Raw genomic sequence first — 22,780 nt, 5'->3', positions numbered from 1 at the left:
GGTGCGCGTGGGACTGCTGACCCGTGAGTTCCCGCCGGACGTCTACGGCGGCGCCGGAGTCCACGTCGAGTTCCTCGCCCGGGAGCTCGCCCGCCTCGTCGACCTGGACGTGCACAGCTGGGGCGAGGGGCGCACCGACGGCGTCGTGCGGCACCGCCCCTGGTCCGCGCTGGACGGCGGCAACGAGGCGCTGCGCACCTTCTCCGTGGACCTCGCGATGGCCGCCGCCCTCGAAGGGCGCGAACTCGTGCACTCCCACACCTGGTACGCCAACCTCGGCGGTCACCTCGCCAAGCTCCTGTACGGGATCCCGCACGTGATGACCGCGCACTCCCTGGAGCCGCTGCGGCCCTGGAAGGCCGAGCAGCTCGGCGGCGGTTACACCCTGTCCCGCTGGGCCGAGCGCACCGCGGTCGAGGCGGCCGACGCGGTCGTCGCCGTCTCCGGTGCCATGCGCGAGGACATCCTCGGCTGCTACCCGGCCCTCGACGCCTCCCGCGTCCACGTCGTGCACAACGGCATCGACACCCGGCTCTACCGGCCGGACCCCGACACCGGCGTGCTGGACCGGATCGGCCTGGACCGCTCCCGCCCGTACGTCCTGTTCGTCGGGCGCATCACCCGCCAGAAGGGCGTGCCCCACCTGCTGCGCGCGGTGCGGGGCATCGACCCGGCCGCGCAGGTCGTGCTGTGCGCGGGCGCCCCGGACACCCCGGGGATCGACCAGGAGTTCCGCGGCCTCTTCGCCGGACTGAGCCGTGCCCGCGAGGGCGTGCACTGGATCCCGCGCAGGCTGCCGCGCCCCGAGGTGATCCAGCTCCTGACGCACGCCGCCGTCTTCGTCTGCCCTTCCGTGTACGAGCCCCTCGGCATCGTCAACCTGGAGGCGATGGCCTGCGGCACTCCCGTGGTGGCCTCCCGGGTGGGCGGGATCCCGGAAGTCGTGGCCGACGGCGAGACGGGTGTGCTCGTACCGAGGGAAGACGGCGCGGACGACGACTTCGAGGCGGGTCTCGCGCGCGCACTGGACTCCGTGCTCGGCGACCCGGACGCCGCCCGGCGGATGGGCGAGGCGGGCCGGACGCGCGCGGTGGAGGAGTTCGGCTGGGACGCGGTCGCACGCCGCACGGTCCGGCTCTACGAGGAGATCCTCAAGCGGGCTTGAGCCGTCCCGCCCGGGGCGGCCGAGGGTGAACGACGGTGAGGGGAGCGGCCATGCGTCGTGGAGGTCCTTCGGTGCTCGGCATCGTGCTGGCGGGCGGAGAGGGCAAACGCCTGATGCCCCTGACCGCCGACCGCGCCAAACCCGCGGTCACCTTCGGCGGAACCTACCGGCTCGTCGACTTCGTGCTCTCCAACCTGGTCAACGGGGACATCCTGCGGATCTGCGTGCTCACGCAGTACAAGTCGCACTCCCTGGACCGGCACATCACCACCACCTGGCGGATGTCCAGCCTGCTCGGCAACTACGTAACCCCCGTCCCGGCCCAGCAGCGCCTGGGCCCGCGCTGGTTCCTCGGCAGCGCCGACGCCATCCTGCAGTCCCTGAACCTGGTGTACGACGAACAGCCGGAGTACGTCGCCGTCTTCGGCGCCGACCACGTGTACCGGATGGACCCGCGCCAGATGCTCGCCCAGCACATCGAGTCCGGCGCGGGCGTGACCGTCGCGGGCATACGGGTCCCGCGGGCCGAGTCGCCGTCCTTCGGAGTGATCACCCCGGGCTCCGACGGGCAGACCGTCACCGGCTTCCTGGAGAAGCCCGCCGACCCGCCCGGCCTCGCCGACGACCCCGGGTGCGTCTTCGCGTCGATGGGCAACTACGTCTTCACCACCAAGGCCCTCGTCGAGGCCCTGCACCGGGACGCCGAGGACGAGAACTCCGTGCACGACATGGGCGGTTCGATCCTGCCCCGGCTCACCGACCGGGGCGAGGCCGCGCTGTACGACTTCAGCGCCAACCACGTGCCGGGGGAGACCTCCCGGGACCAGGGCTACTGGCGGGACGTGGGCACGCTGGACGCCTACTACGACGCGCACATGGACCTGATCGCCGAGCGGCCCGCCTTCAACCTCTACAACCGGGACTGGCCGATCTACACCCACTCCACCCAGCTCTCGCCCGCCCGCTTCAACGCCGGCGGCATCGCCGGCGAGTCGATCATCAGCGCGGGCTGCCTGATCCGGGGCCAGGTCACCCGGTCGGTGCTCTCCCCGGGCGTGGTGGTCGAACCGGGGGCGGTCGTGCAGGGTTCGGTGCTGCACGACAACGTGCACGTCGGCCGGGGTGCGGTGGTGCGCGGGGCGGTCCTCGACAAGAACGTGGAGGTGCCGCCGGGTGCGACGATCGGCGTCAACCCGCAGCGGGACGGGGAGTTGTACACCGTCTCCAAGAGGGGCGTGATCGCGCTGGGGAAGGGGCAGCGGGTGCCGTGACGGACGGACCGTCGAGGGCGTTGTCATGTCCCTGGACGTCAAGCGGAATCCGTGTTGTCATGCCACTGCACATCCGCAGTTACATCGATGTATGACATCGATGTCTGAGCCATCAGCCACCACCCGTTCTCGAGGAGAGGGTCAGTGCGCACCAAACGACTCAGAGACAGACTCGCCCTGTTGCTGGCCGCCGCGCTCGGCGTCGCGGGCCTCGCCGCCGTCCCGGCGGCCAACGCGGCCGACGACCACGACACCGCGGAGATCCACGGCCTGAAGGGCGAGTACTACACCCAGTCCGCCCCCGGCGCCTTCGACTTCCACGAACTCAAGGCCACCGGCTTCGACCCGCAACTCGACTTCAACACCCTGGAGCCGCGACTCGCCTTCGCCACCGGGCAGTCGGACGACGTGAGCGTCCGCTGGACCGGCAAGCTCGTCCCGGAGAAGACCGGAGCCCACACCTTCTCGATCATCGGCGACAACGGCTTCCGCCTCTGGATCGGCGGACAGCTCGCCATCGACCACTGGGTCGACGACTGGGACCGCGAACAGACCGCCCAGCCCATCGAGCTGACGGCCGGCCAGTCCTACGACATCAAGCTGGAGTACTTCGAGCACTACGGCGGCTCCAACCTCCACCTGCGCTGGACCGAGCCCGGCGGCAGCAAGGAGGCGATCCCGCAGTCGGCGTTCCGTCTGCCCGACGGCTTCGACTACAACGGCGCGACCGCGACCACCGTCCAGTCCACCGGCCGCACCCTCAAGCTCGACTTCGCGAGCCCGCTCGCCGCGCCCCCGGCCGGCCTCACCGACCACCTCGAAGCGGTGATCGGCGGCGCCACCTGGCCGCTGGGCGAGAGCAAGCTCGACCCCGCCGACCCCAGTGCCCTGCTCGTCGCCCTCGACCAGCCGGTCGTCGGCAACAAGGACGGCGACGCCCCCGGCACCGCCGACGTCCGCTACGACGGCGAGGGCGGCCTCACCGACGCCCAAGGCAACGTTGTCAACGCCTTCTGGAGCAGCGGCGGCAACAAGTCCACCTACGAGCTGCGCACCGACTGGGCCGACGAGGTCGGGCCGGACAACGCGCTCCCGGAGTACCCGCGTCCGCAGCTCACGCGCGACGACTGGCAGAACCTCAACGGCCGCTGGCAGTTCGCCGCCGCCGAGGCCGGCGAGCAGCCGCCGGTCGGCAAGAACCTCGAGGAGCGCATCCTCGTCCCGTACCCGGTGGAGTCGCAGCTCTCCGGCATCCAGCGGCACGAGGACCGCATGTGGTACCGCCGCACCTTCACCGTGCCCCGCGACTGGCACATCGGCCACGGCCAGCGGCTCAGGCTGAACTTCGGCGCCGTCGACTGGCAGTCCGAGGTCTACGTCAACGGCGTCAAGGTCGCCGACCACAAGGGCGGTTACGACAAGTTCAGCGCCGACGTCACCGACGCCCTCAAGCCCGGCCGCACCCAGGAGCTGATCGTCGGCGTCTACGACCCGACCGACGCGGCGAACGGCGAGAACCCGCCGCTCGGCAAGCAGCGCCTGGACCCGAGCGGCATCTGGTACACGCCCAGCTCCGGCATCTGGCAGACGGTCTGGATGGAACCGGTCGCCCCGGACCACGTGGACTCGCTGAAGCTCACCCCGCACGTCGACGGGGCGGCGAGCACCCTGACCGTCGAGCCGGAGGGCGTGCGCGACGGCGTACGCGTGAAGGCCACGGCGTACGCCGGGCACCGCAAGGTCGCGACCGTCAGCGGCCGTACCGGCGAGCCGCTGACCCTGAAGATCCGCGACCCGCACCTGTGGTCGCCGGACGATCCCTTCCTGTACGACCTCGAGGTCACCGTCGGACGCGACCGCGTCGAGAGCTACTTCGGCATGCGCTCCATCGCCGTCGAGAAGGTGAACGGCGTCCCGCGCACCATGCTCAACGGCGAGCCCGTCTTCATGATGGCCACCCTCGACCAGGGCTTCTGGCCCGACGGACTGCACACCGCGCCCACCGACGAGGCCCTCGCGTACGACCTGAAGCTGCACAAGCAGCTCGGCTTCAACTCGGTGCGCAAGCACATCAAGGTCGAGCCCGACCGCTGGTTCTACTGGGCCGACAGACTGGGCCTGCTCGTGTGGCAGGACATGCCCGCGATGACCGCCGGGAAGAACCCGTCCACGGCCGCCCGCGCCGAGTACGAGCGGGAGATGAAGGAGATGATCGACGAGCACGTCAGCCACCCGTCGATCATCATGTGGGTCACCTTCAACGAGGGCTGGGGCCAGTACGACATCGGCCGCGTCGCCGCGCAGGCCAAGGCCTGGGACCCGACCCGGCTCGTCAACAACCAGTCGGGCCTGAACCTCGGGGCCGACGGCGGCGCCGGCGACATCATGGACGAGCACGGCTACCCGAGTCCCGCCCTGCCGCCCTCCCCGGACGGCGAACGCGCCCTGGTCTCCGGCGAGTACGGCGGCCTGGGCCTCGCGGTGCCCGGACACGCCTGGTCCGTGCAGCAGTCGTACGTCGACGTGGACCCGCAGACGTACACGGACGACTACCTCACCAAGCTCGACGAGGTCCGTGCTCTGGTCTGCCGGGGCGGCAACGGCGCGGTCTACACGCAGATCTCGGACGTCGAGGGCGAACTCAACGGCCTGACGACCTACGACCGCAAGGTCCTCAAGCCGGACGTCGAGCGGGTCAGGGCCGCCCACGAGGCGCTCATCCACGACGCGTCCCAGCCCGTCCCGGCGGGCTGCACCGCCTGATCACCCGCACTTCGCCAGAAGAAGAACCGCACGACACCGCAGACCTTCCGGAGGTCACCCGCACATGAGAGCCACCCGGCGTCTGCGGCTGTGCGTGGCCGGGGTGGTGGCAGCGTCCGCGCTGCTCACCGCCCCGGCGGCGCAGGCCGCCCCGACGACCGACCAGAACCTGACCGACCTCGTGAACCCGTTCATCGGGACCGAGAACGAGGGCAACACCTACCCCGGCGCGGCCGTGCCCTTCGGCATGGTGCAGTTCTCGCCGGACACCGGCCACAACGTCGGCTACGACTACTCCGACGACCACATCCGGGGCTTCTCCCTCGTCCACCTCTCCGGCGTCGGCTGCGGACTCGGCGGCGACCTGCCGGTGCTGCCGACCACCGGCGACGTCACCGAGACCGACTACGCGAAGTACGCCGCCTCCTTCAGCCACGACGACGAGGACGCGAGCCCCGGCTACTACCGCGTCGGCCTCGACTCCGGCGTCGAGGCGGAACTGACCGCCACCGAGCGCACCGGCGTGCAGCGCTACACCTTCCCGGCCACCGACAAGGCCAACGTCCTGCTCAACGCCGGCCAGTCGCTGCACAAGAACATCTCGACCGAGGTCGAGGTCCTGGACAGCCGCACCGTGCGCACCGCGATCACCGGCAGCGGCTTCTGCCAGGACACCGAGCCGTACACCGTCTACACGATCACCCGCTTCGACCGCCCCTTCGCCTCCTACGGCATCTGGGACGACGGCACCGTGACCGCGGGCGCGAGGACCGGCGGCGACGGCGCCTACGTCCGCTTCGACACCACGAAGGACCGCACCGTCGAGGCGACCACCGCGCTGTCGTACGTGGACGCGCGCGGCGCCGCGCTCAACCTGCGCGCCGAGGGCGGGCACTCCTTCGACGCCGTGCGCCGCGGCGCCGAGCGCACCTGGGAGAAGCGGCTGGAGGACGTCAGGGTCCGCGGCGGCGACGACACCCTGCGCCGCACCTTCTACTCGTCCCTGTACCGGTCCTTCCTCGCGCCGAACATCGGCAGCGACGTGGACGGCCGCTACACCGGCTGGGACCAGGAGATCCACCGCGCCAAGGGCTTCACGTACTACCAGAACTGGTCCCTGTGGGACACCTACCGCACCCAGTCCCAGCTCCTCGCCCTGCTCGCACCCCGTGAGGCGCGCGACATGGCGATCTCCGTCATCAAGATCGACGAGGAGAGCGGCTGGCTGCCCAAGTGGGGCTACGGCACCGTCGAGACCAACATCATGACGGGCGACCCGGTGACCCCCTTCCTCACCAACGCCTACCAGCAGGGCCTGCTGCACGGCTGGGAGGAGAAGGCCTACCGGGCGCTGAAGAAGAACGCCGACGGCGTCCCGCCCGCCGGCTCCCCGGCCGTCGGCCGGGAGGCCAACCGCGAGTACCTCGCCGACGGCTTCGCGCCGTACGTCAAGGGCCGCCCGCACGCCAAGCCGGGCGACTCCGACTACGACCACGGCGCCTCCGCCACCCTGGAGTACGCCCTGTCCGACGCCATGCTCTCCCGCATGGCCCGCGACCTCGGCCACGACGCGGACGCGCAGCGGTACGCCGAGCGTGCCCAGAGCTACCGCAACGTCTTCGACCCCTCGACCGGTTTCTTCCGCGCCCGCGACGCCGAGGGTGCCTTCACCGGACCGGCCGACCCGGCGCAGAGCGAGGGCTTCCACGAGGGCACGTCCTGGCAGTACCAGTGGCTGGTGCCGCAGGACCTGCCGGGCATGATCGGCCTCATCGGCGGGACCGGGGCCGCGAACGAGCGGCTCGACTCCTTCTTCGCCTACGAGCAGCTCCTCGCCGACCCGGCGAAGACCGCCCGCGAGGTGTGGGTGAACGGTCCGTACGACTACTACAACGCCGACAAGTACAACCCGCAGAACGAGCCCGACCTGATCGCCCCGTACACCTACCTGTCGACCGGGCAGCCCTGGAAGACGACCGACGTGGTGCACGCGGCGCTCACCCTGTTCACGGACACGCCGACCGGCATGACCGGCAACGACGACCTCGGAACCATGTCCGCCTGGAACGTCCTGTCTTCGATCGGGATCTTCCCGATCCAGCCCGGATACGACACCTGGGGCCTGTCCACCCCGGTCTTCGACCGCGTCGACCTCACCCTCGACCGCCGCTACTACCCGCGCGGTGCCCTGACGATCACCGCGCCCGGCACCTCGGACACCGACCGGTACGTCCAGTCGGCCCGCACCGACGGCTCGGCCTACGCCCGGACGTGGCTGACGACGGACGCCCTGCGGTCCGTGCGGTCGCTCGCGTTCACGGTCGGCCCGCAGCCGTCCGGGTGGGGAACCTCGCCGGAGGCGGGGCCGCCGCCGCTGACGTGAGGTGATGTGAGCACAGACGCCCCATGAGTCACAGCAGTCCCGCCCCGGCCGAAAGGGGCGGGACTTTAATCTCCTGTTAACTGTGCGTAGCTTGATCGTACTTGACCGTAATCGACGGAAGGCGATTGACTGCTTGTCCACCCGCCGTCCACCCGTCGCCCCTCCGCCGTACCGCGTTGCCCCTGCGTCGTCCCTGCGTCGTCCTTGCGAGGCCAGCCCTTGACTCCCGATCCGCTCGCTCCCCTCGACCTGGCGTTCTGGAACATCGAGTCCGCCGAGCACCCCATGCACCTCGGCGCGCTCGGCGTCTTCGAGGCCGACTCGCCCACCGCGGGCGCCCATGCCGCGGACCTGCTCGCGGCCCGTGCCCCCGCCGTGCCCGGACTGCGGATGAGGATCCGGGACACCTGGCAGCCGCCGCTGTCCCTGCGGCGGCCGTTCGCGTTCGGCGGCGCCACCCGCGAGCCCGACCCACGCTTCGACCCGCTCGACCACGTGCGGCTGCACGCCCCGGCCACGGACTTCCACGCCCGGGCCGGCCGCCTCATGGAACGCCCACTGGAGCGCGGCCGGCCGCCGTGGGAGGCACACGTGCTGCCGGGCGCCGACGGCGGGACCTTCGCCGTGCTCTTCAAGTTCCACCACGCCCTGGCCGACGGCCTGCGCGCCCTGACCCTCGCCGCCGGGGTCCTCGACCCGATGGACCTGCCCGCGCCCCGGCCCCGCCCCGAGCCACCGCGGCGCGGCCTCGTGCCGGACGTGCGCGCGCTGCCCGACCGGCTGCGCGACGCCCTGTCCGACGCGGGGCGCGCGCTCGACATCGGTGCCGCCGCGGCGCTGTCCACCCTCGACGTGCGTTCCTCGCCCGCGCTCGCCGCCGAGTCCTCCGGCACCCGCCGGATCGCGGGCGCGGCCGTCGACCTCGACGACGTGCACCACGTCCGCAAGACCACCGGCGGCACCGTCAACGACGTGCTGATCGCGGTCGTCGCCGGTGCCCTGCGCCGCTGGCTGGACGACCGCGGCGACGGCAGCGAGGGCGTGGCGCCCCGGGCGCTCATCCCCGTCTCCAAGCGCCGCCCGCGCAGCGCACACCCCCAGGGCAACCGGCTCTCCGGGTACCTGCTGCGGCTTCCGGTCGGCGACCCCGACCCGCTCTCCCGCCTCGGTACGGTCCGTGCCGCCATGGACCGCAACAAGGACGCCGGTCCCGGCCGCGGCGCCGGAGCCGTCGCCCTGCTCGCCGACCACGTGCCGGCGCTCGGCCACCGGCTCGGCGGGCCGCTGGTCTCGGGGGCCGCCCGGCTGTGGTTCGACATCCTGGTCACCAGCGTGCCCCTGCCCAGCCTGGGGCTGCGGCTCGGCGGCCACCCGCTCACCCAGGTCTATCCGCTGGCGCCGCTGGCCCGCGGACACTCGCTCGCGGTGGCCGTCTCGACGTACCGCGGGCAGGTGCACTTCGGCCTGGTCGCCGACGGGAAGGCGGTGCCGGACCTCGACCGGTTCGCGCTCGCGGTGACCGAAGAGGTGGAGACCTTGCTCACGGCCTGCCGTCCCTGACCCCGGCGGGTTTGGATCCGCGCCGCGCGCTGAATAAAATCCGCTGTTCGACAGCGGTCGCCTCCCGGAGCGCCGCAACGGTGACCAGGGAACGGCAACGGCGATGACGGTGACACAGGACGGCTCGGCGACCACGGACGAGGCGGCCGCCTCCGGGTACGGCCCCGGCATCGACCCCGAACGGCTCGCCGTCTGCCTCGACGTGCTCAGGGAACTCGACGAGCTGGACGTCGACCACCCCGACGCGATCACGGTCCGCCGGGCCACCTCGCACATCTACCGCATGGTCAAGCAGCGCCGCCGCCAGGAGCGCCGCGCCGCCAAGACCGCCCACGACAAGGCGGTCACCGAGGCCACCGCCACCGGCTCCGCCGAGCGCATCGACGACGAGACCGAAGGCCTGCTGCCCTCCTCCCGCACCGAGGAGGGCACGATCGCCGGGATACTCCAGCGCCCCCGCTCCTGCTACATCTGCAAGCAGCGCTACGTCGAGGTCGACTACTTCTACCACCAGCTCTGCCAGAACTGCGCCGCCGAGAACCGGGCCCGCCGCGACGCCCGCGCCGACCTCACCGGCAAGCGCGCGCTGCTCACCGGCGGCCGCGCCAAGATCGGCATGTACATCGCGCTCAGGCTGCTGCGCGACGGCGCGCACACCACGATCACCACCCGTTTCCCCAAGGACGCCATCCGCCGCTTCAAGGCGATGGACGACTCCGCCGACTGGATGCACCGCCTGGAGGTCGTCGGCATCGACCTGCGCGACCCCGCCCAGGCCGTCGCCCTCGCCGAGCAGGTCGCCGAGCAGGGACCGCTCGACATCCTGATCAACAACGCCACCCAGACCGTGCGGCGTCTCCCGTCCGCGTACGCCGCGCTGGTCGAGGGCGAGAGCGCCCCGCTGCCCGCCGGTGAACTCCCCGCCCACCACGTCATCGGCGCCTTCAACTCCGGCGCGGTGGACGGCCTGGCCGCGCTGCCGCTGGGCGCCTCCGGGCTCGACGCGCAGAAGGTGGCCGACCTCGCCCTGGTCGCCGGCAACGCCAGCGTCGTCCGGCACCGCGAGGGCACCGCCATCGACGCGGGCGGCCTGGTCCCCGACGTCGTCGACACCAACACCTGGGTCCAGACCATCGAGCAGATCTCGCCGGTGGAGCTGCTGGAGACCCAGCTGTGCAACTACACGTCGCCGTTCATCCTCATCAGCGCGCTGCGCGCCGCCATGGCCGAGGCCGCGCGCAAGGCGTCGTCGGGACGCGCCTACATCGTCAACGTCTCGGCGATGGAGGGCGTGTTCGCACGCGGCTACAAGGGAGCCGGCCACCCGAACACCAACGCCGCCAAGGCGGCCATGAACATGGTGACCCGGACCAGCGCCCAGGAGATGTTCGACACCGACCGGATCCTGATGACCTCCGTCGACACCGGCTGGATCACCGACGAGCGTCCCCACTACGACAAGCTGCGCCTGGCAGAGGCGGGCTTCCACGCCCCGCTCGACCTGATCGACGGCGCCGCCCGCGTCTACGACCCCGTCGTGCGCGGCGAGGCGGGCGAGGACCTGTACGGCGTCTTCCTCAAGGACTACGCGCCCGGCAAGTGGTGACGGGCCCTCAGTCCACGAGACCCAGCCGCGCGTTCCGTGCCGCCGTCAGCTCCAGTACCGTGCGCCAGTCCTCCAGCACCCCGGCGTCGAAGTCGGCGGTGCGGGCCTCGTCGTCCGCCTGACGCAGACTGACCAGGTCGTCGTCGTGGGCCCAGGACTCGGGGTGGGCCCGGCGGCCCACCAGGCGGGCGACGCGCGCGCCGAGCAGCGGCCGTACCGCCTCGGCCGTCCGGGCCGGCGCGTCGCCCGGCCACAGCAGCCGGCCCACGGGCGACACCAGTCCGGCGACCTGGAGTTCCTTGTCGGCCGGGCGGCGCCGGCGCAGCAGCGCGGCCGTCCGCAGCGCGTGCCCGTGCGGATCGGCGGGGCCACCGCCGGGATCGGCGGCGGGCCGCTCGGCCCGGCAGGCGTACAGCAGGTCCATCAGCTCCTCGACGCTGCGCAGTTCCATGCCTCGGTCCTCCCCACGAGACAGCCGTTGCCGACGGGCAGCAGACCATGGCGAGCTTGCGAAGCAGCCAACGGCAACTTAACTGCCGTCCCGCCACCCGGCGGCATTCGAAGGTGTGGGCGCTCGTGTAGGCCGAACGGGTGAGTTGCGCGCGGTGCGGAGCCGGAGGAATCAGGTCAGACTTGGGCCAACTGCGCATGAACCGGAGGGCAATGGTTCTCCCATGTTTTGAGCCCCATAGAGCGCACCCCCGCTCATCTGGTTAATCTGGATCGGACGGGCGGCGGCACAGGGCACTACCCACACCCGAGGTCCGTCATGGACAGGCCGGTCCACAACGGCTTGTTCCCGCACGAGGTACCGGCGCCACCGCGTCCGAACCGCATTTCGACTCACACCCGGGCGGGCGCCGGGTGCCGGACGGAAGACCGGCGCCGACAGCCCGCGAGGGTGACCCGACACATAAGGAGTGCGCGGTGACACCGGAGACGACGACGAAGCCAGAACAACGGACCGAGGAACGCAGCGGGCGCGCGGGCCGCCGCCCGGGCGAGATCGGCAGCCTCGACGTGTGGGCGCGTTCCGCCCCCATCCGCCTCGCGGGCTACGAGGACGACCTCGCCGAGCCGCACATCCTGCCCAGCGTGGACTGACCCGCCCGCCACCCACCGAGGTCGCCGGACGCATGGGCGTGCCACACTCACGCCCATGCTGATCAGGGAAGCCACCGCCGGCGACTGGCCGCACATCTGGCCCTTCTGGCACCGCATCGTCGCCGCCGGCGAGACCTACGCCTGGGACCCGGCCACCTCCGAGGAGGACGCCCGGGCCCTGTGGATGAACCCCGCCAAACGCGTCTACGCCGCCGAGGACGACACCGGCGCCGTCGTCGGCTCCGCCTACGTCACCCCCAACTACGGCGGCCCCGCCGCCCGCATCGCCAACGCCGGTTTCATGGTCGACCCCGACCGCGCCGGACGCGGCACCGGCCGGGCCCTCGCCGAGTACGTCCTCGAGGCCGCCAGGGCCGACGGATACCGGGGCATGGTCTTCAACGCCGTCGTCGAGACCAACCCCGCCGTACGGCTGTGGACCTCCCTGGGCTTCACCATCCTCGGCACGGTCCCGGACGCCTTCGACCACCCGCGGCACGGCCGGGTGGGCCTCCACATCATGCACCGCGCCCTGTAGGCGGCCTCAGCCGATCGGCGCCGTCCGCCGCCAGGGCCGCAGCGCCTCGATCCGCTCCGCCAGCTCCAGCAGCGTCGCCTCCGAGCCCGGGCGCCCCACCAGCTGTACGGCGCAGGGCGCGCCCGAGTCCAGCGTGCCGAACGGCACCGACATGGCGGGCCAGCCGGTCAGGTTCCACGGCGGTGTGAACGGCGAGTACGCGGAGTTCGCCACCACGTTGCGCAGCCAGCCCCGTCGGTGCCAGGGCCCCGCCTGCGGGGAGCGGCGGGCCAGCGCCGGGGTGAGCAGGACGTCGTACTCGGCGAAGAACGGCTCGAGGCGTCCGCGCAGCCGCTCGCGGTCCCCGCCGTCCGCCGCCCGGCCGACGAAGTGCCGCCCGAGCGCCGCGTGCACCCGCGTGCGCCCGGTCAGCAGCCGCCGGTCCAGGCCCCGCGCGTCCACCGACGTACCGGCCGTCCAGTGGGTCAGGGCGGTCACGCCCAGCGACGCCGGATAGGGCGGGTCCGCCCGTCGCACCTGGTGGCCCGCCTTCATGAGGACCCCGGCCGCCTCGCGCACGGCCCGCGCGTACGGCCGGGAGACGGGGACGCCGGCCAGCGGACTGCGCAGCGAGGCGGCGACGCGCAGGGCGCCGGAGTCCTCGCGGCCGGGGAGCGCCCCGGCCGCGAGGACGGCGAGCATCAGGCGGGCGTCCGCGACCGTCGTGGCCAGCGGTCCGTTCTCGGACATGCCGAACCAGTCGCCCTCGCCGATGCCGGCCGGCACGACGCCGTGGCCCGGCTTGAGGGTGACCAGACCGCAGTTGGCCGCGGGGATGCGCAGCGAGCCCATGCCGTCGTTGCCGAGCGCGAGCGGCACCATCCCGGCGGCCACCGCGGCCGCGCTGCCGCCCGACGAACCGCCCGCCGAGCGGGCCGGGTCCCACGGGTTGCGCGAGGTGCCCAGCACCCCCTCCGTGGTGCCGAACACACACAGCTCCGGCACGTTCGTCAGCCCCACCACCACCGCGCCCGCCGCCCGCAGCCGGGCCACGGTGACATGGTCGGCGTCGGCGGGCGTGTGCACAGTGGCGGCCGAGCCGACGCGGGTGGACTCCCCGCGCACCGCGAGATTGTCCTTGACCGCCACCGGCACGCCGGCCAGCGGCAGTTCGCCCAGATCACCCCGGGCGCCCACCTCCTCCGCCTCCGCGAGCGCCGCCTCGGCCCGCACCGCCCGGAAGGCGCCGACGCGGCCGTCCAGCCGCTCGATCCGGTCCAGGTGACCGGCCACCACCTCGCGGGGCGTGGCCCGCTTCTCCCGTACGGCGGCGGCGATCTCGACGGCGGTCCGGCCGGCCCAGTCGGTCACGGAGGGCTCCTAGGGGTGCGGTGACGGGATGCGGATGCGGGCTTGCTCGCGGACTCTGCTGTTACCGGTGAGTACGCAGGACATCACTCTGCCCGTCCGAAGCGCGCACGTCGAGAGCGCGGCCCGGCCCGGACCCCGCCCGGCCGTGTTCAGACCGGCCGGGCCGGGCCCGTACTGTCCCGCTCGATCAGCCGCGGCACCGGCACGCGCACCGTCCGGGCGGGGCCGCCGTCGAGCAGGGCGGTCAGCTCCGTGGCCGCGGTGCGGCCGAACTCCACGCTGTCCCGGGACAGGGCGGACAGCCACGGTTTGACCATGCGGCACAGCGCCGAGTCCTCCCAGGCCACCACGGACACGTCCGCCGGTACCGAGAAGCCGAGTCCGGCCGCCGCGGCGACCCCGGCGACGGCCATCACGTCGTTGTCGTAGATGAGGGCGGTCGGGGGATCCGGCGCCTCCAGCACGCGGCGCGTGACGGCCGCGCCCTCGGCGTCCGAGTAGTCGGTGGTCACCGACTCGACCTCGCCGAGACCGCGCCGTCCGGCCTCCGCGCGCAGGGCGCGGATGCGGCGTTCGGTGTGGGCGAGGTCCGGCAGCCCGGCGATGTGCACGATCCGCCGGTGCCCGAGCGCGTGCAGCCCGTCCACCAGCGCGGCCATCGCACCCGCGTCGTCCGCCCACACCGTCGACAGTCCCGGATGGCGCTCGTCCGGGGTGCCGCCGATCACCACACCGGGCAGGCCGAGTTCGTCGAGCAGGTCCGGGCGGGGGTCGTCCGTGCGCGGGTCCACCACGAGGACGCCGTCCACCCGGTGTTCGGCCCACCAGCGCCGGTAGACCGCGCACTCGTCCTCGACGTCCCGCGCCACCTGGAACAGCAGCCCCAGGTGCCGCCCGGCCAGCACCTCCTGGATGCCCGACACCAGTTGCAGGAAGAAAGAGTCGACACCCAGGGTGTGCGCGGGCCGCGCCAGCACGAAGCCGACCGTCGCCGCACCCTCCCCGGACAGGGCGCGCGCCGCCGTACTGGGCCGCCAGCCGAGCTGCTCGGCCACCCGGCGCACCCGGTCCCGGGTGATCTCGGAGACCCCCGGCCGGTCGTTCAGCGCGAACGACACCGCGCTCTCGGAGACCCCGGCCCGCCGAGCGATGTCCTTCATCGTCGGCCGGCGCGCGGCGGGCCGCTTGGCCGGCATGCGCGCGCTCCTTTCCTCGGTGAGAGCAGTGAGAGCTAAAGCGCTTGAGTGCAAGATCCTAAAGCGCATTAGTAGTTACTGGCAAGTGTCCATCGATACCGCTCTGACCTGGACTAATGCCATGTGCTCTGCTTTAGTTGGCCGGAATCCATTGACTTTCCACGGAAACGCCGTGCATGGTCGCTGGCATCCCACCGCCGACGTCCTTCAGGGAGACGTGTCACCGTGCCCACCTCGCGCAGAACATTCGCCGCCGCAGCCGTCGCCGCCCTCGTCCTGCCGCTCAGCGCCTGCGGCTCCGGGGGCGACGGCGGTGGCTCGACCGACGCCTCGGGCAAGGTCGAGGGCGACATCACCTTCCAGACCTGGAACCTGCGGGCCAACTTCAAGGACTACTTCGAGGGCCTGATCGCCGACTTCGAGAAGAAGTACCCCGGCACCCACGTCAAGTGGGTTGACCAGCCCGGCGAGGGCTACGCCGACAAGATCAGCGCCGACGCCGCCGGCGGCACCCTGCCCGACGTCGTCAACGTCTCCCCGGACCTCGTCGCCCCGCTCGCCAAGGCCGGCCTCGCCCTCGACCTGGACAAGGCCGCCGGCCAGTACGAGAAGGAGTACCTGGAAGGGGCCTGGGCCAGTCACCGCATACCTGGCATGGAGGGCACGTACGCCTTCCCCTGGTACCTCAACACCGGCCCGCTCTTCTACAACAAGTCCCTCTTCAAGAAGGCCGGCCTCGACCCCGAGCAGCCGCCGAAGACGTACGACGAGGTCTTCGACGCCGCCCTGAAGATCGCCGGCAAGACCGACGGCGAGGTCGCGACGCTCGCCAACGTGCCCACCATCGAGGACTTCGGCCGCTACGGCGCGTCGCTCATGAACAAGGAGGGCACCGCCTTCGCGTTCAACGACGCCAAGGGCGTCGAACTGCTCACCCGCTACAAGGAGCTGTACGACGCCAAGGCGCTGGACCCGCAGGCGCTGACGGCCACCCCCGAGTCGACCGGCAAGAAGTTCCTCACGGGCGCCGTCGCCATGAACCCGGGCAGCGCGCTCGACCTCGCCAACTTCAAGAAGCAGGCGCCGAGCCTGTACAAGAACATCGGCATCACCGACCAGATCACCAGCACGGGCCACGTCAACATGTACGTGATGGGCCTGATGGTGAACGCGCAGAGCGAGCGCAAGCCCGCCGCGGTCGCCTTCGCGCACTACGTCACCGACGCGGAGCACCAGATGTCGTTCGCCAAGAAGGTCGCCATCTTCCCGAGCACCGCCGGTTCACTGGACGACCCGTACTTCACCAAGGAGGACGGCACCGACGAGACCCGCGTCCGGGTCGCCTCCGCCAAGTCGCTGAAGACGGCCGTCGACTACACGCCCGTGCTGTTCAGCGAGCAGATGAAGACCGAGCTGCGCAACGAGGTCGCCAAGGCGCTCCAGGGCAAGCAGAGCCCCCAGGAAGCCCTCGACAACGCTGTCAAGGCGTGCGACCGGCTCCTTCAGCAGCAGGGCTGACACGTCATGGCGAGTCCCACCCTCACCACCGGCACCCCGGGCGCCCGCAAGAGCGGCGGCGCCCGGCGCGTGCGGCGGCAACTGCCCGCCAGTCCCTGGCTCTTCGCAGCGCCCGGTCTGCTGATCACCGGCGCGTTCATCCTGTACCCGTTCGTCTCCACGCTGGTCAACTCCTTCACCGACCGCCGCACGCTGGTCCCCGGTGAGTTCGTGGGCCTCGCCAACTTCCGCGAGCTGCTCCACGACGACATGTTCTGGATCGGCCTGCGCAACAGCTCCCTGTACGTCCTCGGGGTCGTCCCCGCACTCGTCCTGCTGCCGCTGCTGCTCGCCCTGCTGGTGCAGAAGAACATCCCCGGCATCACCTTCTTCCGCTCGGCCTTCTACACCCCGGTCGTCGCCTCGATCGTCGTCGTCGGGCTGATCTGGGTCTGGCTCCTGGACGAGCGCGGCCTGGTCAACTCCCTGCTGGAGACGCTCGGCGCGAGTCCGGTCGGCTTCCTCAGCGACCAGTGGCTGATCCTGCTCAGCGCGATGGGCGTCACGGTCTGGAAGGGCCTCGGCTACTACATGATCATTTACCTGGCGGCGCTGGCCAACGTGCCGCGCGAGCTGCACGAGGCGGCCGCCGTCGACGGCGCGGGAGCGGTCCGCCGGTTCCTCACCGTCACGGTGCCCGCCGTCCGCTCCACCATGGTCCTGGTCGCCGCCCTCTCCTCGGTCGCCGCCTTCAAGGTGTTCTCCGAGGTCTACCTGATGGCGGGCCCCAACGGCGGCCCGGCCGGCGAGGACACCACCCTGGTGATGCTGGTCCAGCGCACCGGCACCGGTCTGACCGGCCGGGTCGGCTACGCCTCCGCCATCTCCGTCGTCGTCTTCGTCGTCACCGTCGTCCTGATGCTGCTCGTCCTGCGGGCCGACCGGAAGGAGGAGTCGTGAGCCTCGCCGAGCGGACCCGGCCCGCCCAGAAGCCGGGGGAGGGCGACCGGGCGCGGGAACGCGAACCCCGGATCACCGACGAGCACGGCCGCCGCATCCGCGGGTGGGAACTGGTCCTGCGCTACCTGCTGCTCATAGGTGTCCTGGCCCTGACCATCGGCCCGTTCCTGTGGCAGCTGTCGACCTCGCTCAAGGGCCCCACCGAGGACATCTTCAGCTCCCCGCCGAAGTTCCTGCCCGCCGACCCGACCCTGCACAACTACGAGCGGGTCGCCGACACCATCCCGGTGTGGGACTACGCCCTGAACTCGCTGAAGGTCGCCGCCGCCAACGTCGTCACCAACTGCGTCGGCGCGGCCCTCGCCGGCTACGCCCTGGCCCGGCTGCGCTACCGGGGCCGGCGCGTCGCCACGCTGGTGTTCATCCTGGCCATGCTCGTGCCCGTGGAGGGCATCATCATCGCCCAGTTCACCACCATGCGGGAGCTGGGCCTCAACAACACCCTCGTCGGCGTCCTGCTGCCCGGCTGCGTCAGCGCCCTCAACGTGCTCCTCATGCGCAACGCCTTCCTCAACCTCCCCTACGAGATCGAGGAGGCCGCCTTCGTCGACGGCGCCAACGTCTGGCAGCGGTTCTACCGGATCGCGCTGCCCGCGGTGAAGGGCACCCTCGCCGTCGTCGCGATCTTCGCCTTCATGGGCGCCTGGGACGACTTCCTGTGGCCCCTGATCGTGCTGAGCGACCCGTCCAGGTTCACGCTGACCATCGGCCTCAACTACCTGCACGGCACCTTCGCCAACGACGAACGCCTCGTCGCCGCGGGCACGATCATCGCCGTGGCGCCGCTCATCGTCCTCTTCGCCTGTCTCCAGCGGTACTTCTTCCGCGGCGTCGGCGAGGGAGCCGTCAAGGGCTGACCGTCATCCGCCGCCCAGGGCCCGTACTACCCCGTATCAAGGACACCGCATGCCTTCTGCCGTGCGCTTCGGCGTCAACTACACCCCGAGCGAGGGATGGTTCCACCACTGGCTCGACTTCGATCTCGACTCCGTCCGCGCCGACCTGGACTCCATCGCCGCACTGGACGTCGACCACGTCCGCGTCTTCCCGCTCTGGCCCTACTTCCAGCCCAACCGCTCACTGATCCGCGAACGCGCGGTCGAGCACCTCGTCGCCCTGGTCGACGCGGCCGGCGAACGCGGCCTCGACGTCAACGTGGACGGCCTCCAGGGCCATCTGAGCAGCTTCGACTTCCTGCCGGCCTGGACCCGCACCTGGCACCGGCGCAACCTGTTCACCGACCCCGACGTCATCGACGGCCAGGCCACCTACCTCCGCACCCTCGCCGCCGCCCTGGCCGGCCGGCCGGGCTTCCTCGGCATGACCCTCGGCAACGAGGTCAACCAGTTCTCCGCCGGACCCCACCCCGACCCGGACCGCGCCACCGCCGACCAGATCGACGCCTGGCTGGAGCGGATGCTGGCCGCCTGCGAGGAGGGCGCCCCGGGCCGGATGCACCTGCACGCCGAGTACGACGCCACCTGGTACCAGGACGACCAGCCCTTCACCCCGGCCCAGGCCGCCCGGCGCGGCGCCGTCACGGCCGTGCACTCCTGGGTCTTCAACGGCACCGCCCAGCGCCACGGCCGCGCCTCCGTGCCCAGCGAGCACCACGCGGCCTACCTGATCGAGCTGAGCAAGGCCTGGGCCGACGACCCGCACCGTCCCGTCTGGCTCCAGGAGGTCGGAGCCCCCGCGCCCCTCGTCCCCGCCGAGCACGCCGCCGCCTTCACCGAGGCGACCGTCGAGAACGCCCTGGACTGCCCCGGCCTGTGGGGCGTCACCTGGTGGTGCTCCCACGACGTGTCCCGGGCACTGGCCGACTTCCCCGAGCTGGAGTACGGGCTCGGCCTCCTCACCAACGACCGCCGCCCCAAGGACACGGCACGGGTCCTGGCGAGCGCGGCGCGCGCGGCCCGGGACGGAGCCCGCCCGGCGCCCGCCCCGCGCACCACGGCCCTCGCCGTCCCGGCAGACCCCGCCGCCCGCTCGGCCTGCGCCCCCGGCGGCGCCGTCTTCGACGCCTTCTTCCGGCTGGTCGCCGACGGCGCCCGCCCCACCACCGTCCTCGACACGCACACCGCCGACACCGGACACCTCGCCGCGCGCGGCATCACCGAGGTCGTCACTCCCGGCGACGTACTCGCCGCCCCGGCCCCGGACGATTCGGACCGCGCACGGCGGGGGAGCTGTACCTGACGTCGGCCCCGTCGTCGTGACCCACCCTGGCAACCACCCGCCCCCGACCCCGGAGCACCCTCATGCATGACGACCGCAACCTGGTCGAAGCCCGCCTCAAGCGCGTCCTCGACGAGCGCATCCGCCCCGCCCTCTACCCCCAGTCCGTACCGCTGCACGTGGCGGTCTGGAACGCGCCCGGCGAACCCGTGCCCGTGGAGGAGGGACTCGCGGCCGAACCCGAGCCCATCGAGGTCGGCGCCCGCTGGGGCGCGCCCTGGGGCACCAGCTGGTTCCGCGTCACCGGCACCGTGCCGGAGGAATGGGCCGGGAAGACCGTCGAGGCGATCATCGACCTCGGCTTCGACGAGAACATGCCCGGCTTCCAGTGCGAGGGACTGGTCTACCGCCCCGACGGCACCCCAGTGAAGGGCCTCAACCCGCGCAACCAGTGGGTGCGGATCGGCGCCCCCGTCGAGGGCGGCGAGGAGGTCCGGCTGCACGTCGAGGCGGCCTCCAACCCCGTGATCCTCGACTACCACCCCTTCGTGCCCACGCAGCTCGGCGACAAGGACACCGCGGGCAGCGAACCGCAGTACACCCTCACCCGGATGGACCTCGCCGTCCTCGACGAGACGGTGTGGAACCTGGTGCTCGACCTGGAGGTGCTCGGCGAGCTGATGGCCGAGCTGCCCGTGGAGTCGCCGCGCCGCTGGGAGATCCTGCGCGCCGTCGACCGGGCCCTGGACGCCGTCGACCTCCAGGACGTGGGCGGTACGGCACAGGAGGCCCGTTCCCGCCTCACCGAGGTGCTGTCGGCCCCCGCCGTGCCCTCCGCGCACCGCATCAGCGCCGTCGGCCACGCGCACATCGACTCGGCGTGGCTGTGGCCGCTGCGCGAGACGGTGCGCAAGGTGGCCCGGACCACCTCCAACATGACCGCCCTCCTGGAGGACGAGCCGGACTTCGTCTTCGCCATGTCCCAGGCCCAGCAGTGGGCGTGGGTGCGCGACCACCGGCCCGAGGTGTGGGCGCGGGTCAAGAAGGCCGTCGCGGACGGGCGGTTCGTGCCGGCCGGCGGCATGTGGGTGGAGTCGGACACCAACATGCCCGGCTCGGAGGCGATGGCCCGGCAGTTCGTGCACGGCAAGCGGTTCTTCCTCGACGAGTTCGGCGTCGAGAACGACGAGGCGTGGCTGCCGGACACCTTCGGCTTCGCGGCGGGCCTCCCGCAGATCATCAAGGCGGCCGGTGCCAAGTACCTGCTGACCCAGAAGATCTCCTGGTCCCAGACGAACAAGTTCCCGCACCACACCTTCCGCTGGGAGGGCATCGACGGGACCCGGATCTTCACCCACTTCCCGCCCGTCGACACCTACAACTGCTCGATGAAGGGCAGCGAGATCGCCCACGCGGCGAAGAACTTCAAGGACAAGGGCGTCGCGCGCCACTCCCTGGCCCCCACCGGCTGGGGCGACGGGGGCGGCGGCACCACCCGCGAGATGGTCGCCAAGGCGGCCCGGCTGCGGAACCTCGAAGGCTCGGCGACGGTCGAGTGGGAGACCCCGCACGCCTTCTTCGAGAAGGCCGAGGCCGAGAACCCCGAGCCGCCGGTCTGGGTGGGCGAGCTGTACCTCGAACTGCACCGCGCCACCCTCACCAGCCAGGCCAAGACCAAGCAGGGCAACCGCCGCAGCGAGCACCTGCTGCGCGAGGCCGAACTGTGGGCGGCCACCGCCGCCGTGCGCGCCGGGTTCCCCTACCCGTACGACGACCTGGACCGCATCTGGAAGACGGTCCTGCTGCACCAGTTCCACGACATCCTGCCCGGTTCCTCCATCGCCTGGGTGCACCGCGAAGCCCGCGCCACCTACGACCGCGTCGCCGCCGAGCTGAACGCGATCATCGACGCCGCCCAGCGCGCCCTGGCCGGCGAGGGCGACACCCCGCTCCTCTTCAACTCCGCCCCGCACGCACGGGCGGGCGTGGGGGCGGGCGGCGCCGCCGCACCGGTCACCGACGGCACCACCGAGCGCGCCCCCCGCCCCGGCGGCGGCCACGTCCTCGACAACGGCCTGCTGCGCGTCGAGATCGACGAGCGAGGGCTGATCGTCTCCGCGTACGACATCACCGCCGACCGCGAGACCATCGCGCCGGGCGGCGCGGGGAACCTGCTCCAGCTGCACCCCGACTTCCCGAACATGTGGGACGCCTGGGACGTGGACGAGTTCTACCGCCACACCGTCACCGACCTCACCGACGCCGACGAGGTCGCCCCCGGCGAAGACGGCGCCTCGGTGCGGATCGTCCGCTCCTTCGGCTCCTCCCGCGTCACCCAGGTGCTGACGCTGGCGCCGGGGGAGCGGCGGCTGGAGGTGGACACCGAGGTCGACTGGCACGAGACGGAGAAGTTCCTCAAGCTCGCCTTCCCGCTCGACGTGCACGCCGAACGGTACGCGTCGGAGACCCAGTTCGGGCACTTCCACCGGCCCACCCACACCAACACGAGCTGGGAGGCGGCCAAGTTCGAGGCCTGCAACCACCGGTTCGTGCACCTGGAGGAGCCCGGCTGGGGCGTCGCCGTCGTCAACGACTCGACGTACGGACACGACGTCACCCGCACCGTCCGCACCGGCGGCGACGCCGGTACGACCACCACCGTGCGGGTCTCCCTCCTGCGCGCCCCCCGCTTCCCCGACCCGGAGACCGACCAGGGCGTGCACCGGTTCCGGCACGCGCTGGTGCCCGGCGCGGGCATCGGCGACGCGGTCCGCGAGGGCTGGCGGATCAACGTGCCCGAGCGGCACCTCACCGGAGGCACCGCCGAGATCGCGCCGCTCGTCACGGTCGACCGGGACGAGGTCGTCGTCACCGCCGTCAAGCTCGCCGACGACGGCAGCGGCGACGTCGTGGTCCGCTTCCACGAGGCCCACGGCGGCCGGGCCCGCGCCACGCTCACCACCGGGTTCGCGGCCACCGGCGTGCAGGTGACCGACCTGCTGGAGCGCCCGCTGGCGGACGCGGAGGCCCCCCGCCTCGACGGGGACCGGATCGCCGTACGGCTGCGTCCCTTCCAGCTGATGACCCTGCGGCTGAAGCGCGCGTAGCACCGTCGCCCCCAAAGGGCCCGGCCCACCCGGTAGCGGTGG

16 protein-coding genes are annotated in these 22,780 nt (G+C 71.9%); 13 read left to right on the top strand and 3 right to left on the bottom strand.

All coding sequences use genetic code 11. The features are described 5' to 3' along the window. The first annotated feature begins 1 nt into the window (after position 1). The 6 genes from glgA to NI25_RS03395 all read left to right on the top strand — a co-directional run bounded on the left by glgA (position 2) and on the right by NI25_RS03395 (position 10,748). Positions 2–1,165, top strand: coding sequence for a glycogen synthase (gene glgA, locus NI25_RS03420; RefSeq protein WP_061441004.1), 1,164 nt, complete (start codon positions 2–4; stop codon positions 1,163–1,165). A 50-nt stretch (positions 1,166–1,215) separates the two neighbouring features. Beyond that, complete coding sequence (glgC, locus tag NI25_RS03415; protein WP_061441003.1) at positions 1,216–2,436, top strand: glucose-1-phosphate adenylyltransferase; 1,221 nt, start codon at positions 1,216–1,218, stop codon at positions 2,434–2,436. A gap of 144 nt (positions 2,437–2,580) precedes the next feature. After that, positions 2,581–5,199, top strand: coding sequence for a glycoside hydrolase family 2 (locus NI25_RS03410; protein ID WP_061441002.1), 2,619 nt, complete (start codon positions 2,581–2,583; stop codon positions 5,197–5,199). Positions 5,200–5,263: 64 nt separating this feature from the next. Further along, on the top strand, positions 5,264–7,582 hold the full coding sequence (locus NI25_RS03405; RefSeq protein WP_061441001.1) for a GH92 family glycosyl hydrolase: 2,319 nt from the start codon (positions 5,264–5,266) through the stop codon (positions 7,580–7,582). Between the two features lie 219 nt (positions 7,583–7,801). Beyond that, the gene (locus NI25_RS03400; protein WP_061441000.1) at positions 7,802–9,142 is read left to right on the top strand and encodes a wax ester/triacylglycerol synthase family O-acyltransferase; all 1,341 of its coding nucleotides are present in this window, start codon (positions 7,802–7,804) and stop codon (positions 9,140–9,142) included. Between the two features lie 103 nt (positions 9,143–9,245). Continuing rightward, positions 9,246–10,748, top strand: coding sequence for an SDR family NAD(P)-dependent oxidoreductase (locus NI25_RS03395; RefSeq protein ID WP_061440999.1), 1,503 nt, complete (start codon positions 9,246–9,248; stop codon positions 10,746–10,748). A gap of 7 nt (positions 10,749–10,755) precedes the next feature. Here the strand turns inward: NI25_RS03395 and NI25_RS03390 are convergent, their stop codons facing one another. Continuing rightward, entirely contained in the window at positions 10,756–11,199 is a 444-nt protein-coding gene (locus NI25_RS03390; protein ID WP_061440998.1) for a hypothetical protein, read from the bottom strand. 476 nt (positions 11,200–11,675) lie between these two features. Between NI25_RS03390 and NI25_RS38250 the strand changes: the two genes are divergently transcribed. Further along, the gene (locus NI25_RS38250) at positions 11,676–11,852 is read left to right on the top strand and encodes a hypothetical protein (protein ID WP_061440997.1); all 177 of its coding nucleotides are present in this window, start codon (positions 11,676–11,678) and stop codon (positions 11,850–11,852) included. Positions 11,853–11,907: 55 nt separating this feature from the next. Continuing rightward, entirely contained in the window at positions 11,908–12,390 is a 483-nt protein-coding gene (locus tag NI25_RS03380; RefSeq protein ID WP_061440996.1) for a GNAT family N-acetyltransferase, read from the top strand. A gap of 6 nt (positions 12,391–12,396) precedes the next feature. Here NI25_RS03380 and NI25_RS03375 read toward each other — a convergent pair whose 3' ends face one another. Both NI25_RS03375 and NI25_RS03370 read right to left on the bottom strand, forming a co-directional pair. Next, entirely contained in the window at positions 12,397–13,740 is a 1,344-nt protein-coding gene (locus NI25_RS03375) for an amidase (protein WP_061440995.1), read from the bottom strand. Positions 13,741–13,889: 149 nt separating this feature from the next. Next, on the bottom strand, positions 13,890–14,936 hold the full coding sequence (locus NI25_RS03370; RefSeq protein WP_061440994.1) for a LacI family DNA-binding transcriptional regulator: 1,047 nt from the start codon (positions 14,934–14,936) through the stop codon (positions 13,890–13,892). Positions 14,937–15,161: 225 nt separating this feature from the next. Here NI25_RS03370 and NI25_RS03365 point away from each other — a divergent pair, with 225 nt between their 5' ends. From NI25_RS03365 to NI25_RS03345, 5 genes are all read left to right on the top strand, one after another. Beyond that, positions 15,162–16,454 (top strand): ABC transporter substrate-binding protein, encoded by a 1,293-nt coding sequence (locus tag NI25_RS03365; protein ID WP_061440993.1) that lies wholly within the window; start codon positions 15,162–15,164, stop codon positions 16,452–16,454. Positions 16,455–16,460: 6 nt separating this feature from the next. Beyond that, the gene (locus tag NI25_RS03360) at positions 16,461–17,393 is read left to right on the top strand and encodes a carbohydrate ABC transporter permease (RefSeq protein WP_061440992.1); all 933 of its coding nucleotides are present in this window, start codon (positions 16,461–16,463) and stop codon (positions 17,391–17,393) included. After that, positions 17,390–18,310, top strand: a complete 921-nt coding sequence (locus tag NI25_RS03355) for a carbohydrate ABC transporter permease (protein ID WP_061440991.1) — start codon at positions 17,390–17,392, stop codon at positions 18,308–18,310. The genes NI25_RS03360 and NI25_RS03355 overlap by 4 nt, the downstream gene beginning before the upstream one ends. A 49-nt stretch (positions 18,311–18,359) precedes the next feature. After that, positions 18,360–19,652: a glycoside hydrolase 5 family protein gene (locus NI25_RS03350; protein ID WP_107071606.1), complete on the top strand. Its 1,293-nt coding sequence runs from the start codon at positions 18,360–18,362 to the stop codon at positions 19,650–19,652. Between the two features lie 62 nt (positions 19,653–19,714). Further along, positions 19,715–22,738 carry an alpha-mannosidase gene (locus NI25_RS03345; RefSeq protein ID WP_061440989.1) on the top strand — a complete coding sequence of 1,008 codons (3,024 nt, stop codon included), beginning with the start codon at positions 19,715–19,717 and terminating at the stop codon, positions 22,736–22,738. Positions 22,739–22,780 lie beyond the last annotated feature (42 nt).

The sequence above is a fragment of the Streptomyces sp. CCM_MD2014 genome (assembly GCF_000772045.1).
Lineage (GTDB): Bacteria > Actinomycetota > Actinomycetes > Streptomycetales > Streptomycetaceae > Streptomyces > Streptomyces salinarius.
This window is presented reverse-complemented; position numbering and strand designations above follow the sequence as displayed.

Excerpts from the sequence above, each read along its gene's own strand:
- glgC (WP_061441003.1), top strand. The coding sequence starts at position 1,216 with ATGCGTCGTGGAGGTCCTTCGGTGCTCGGCATCGTGCTGGCGGGCGGA.
- NI25_RS03405 (WP_061441001.1), top strand. The coding sequence starts at position 5,264 with ATGAGAGCCACCCGGCGTCTGCGGCTGTGCGTGGCCGGGGTGGTGGCA.
- NI25_RS03395 (WP_061440999.1), top strand. The coding sequence starts at position 9,246 with ATGACGGTGACACAGGACGGCTCGGCGACCACGGACGAGGCGGCCGCC.
- NI25_RS03390 (WP_061440998.1), bottom strand. The coding sequence starts at position 11,199 with ATGGAACTGCGCAGCGTCGAGGAGCTGATGGACCTGCTGTACGCCTGC.
- NI25_RS03380 (WP_061440996.1), top strand. The coding sequence starts at position 11,908 with ATGCTGATCAGGGAAGCCACCGCCGGCGACTGGCCGCACATCTGGCCC.
- NI25_RS03370 (WP_061440994.1), bottom strand. The coding sequence starts at position 14,936 with ATGCCGGCCAAGCGGCCCGCCGCGCGCCGGCCGACGATGAAGGACATC.
- NI25_RS03360 (WP_061440992.1), top strand. The coding sequence starts at position 16,461 with ATGGCGAGTCCCACCCTCACCACCGGCACCCCGGGCGCCCGCAAGAGC.
- NI25_RS03350 (WP_107071606.1), top strand. The coding sequence starts at position 18,360 with ATGCCTTCTGCCGTGCGCTTCGGCGTCAACTACACCCCGAGCGAGGGA.
- NI25_RS03345 (WP_061440989.1), top strand. The coding sequence starts at position 19,715 with ATGCATGACGACCGCAACCTGGTCGAAGCCCGCCTCAAGCGCGTCCTC.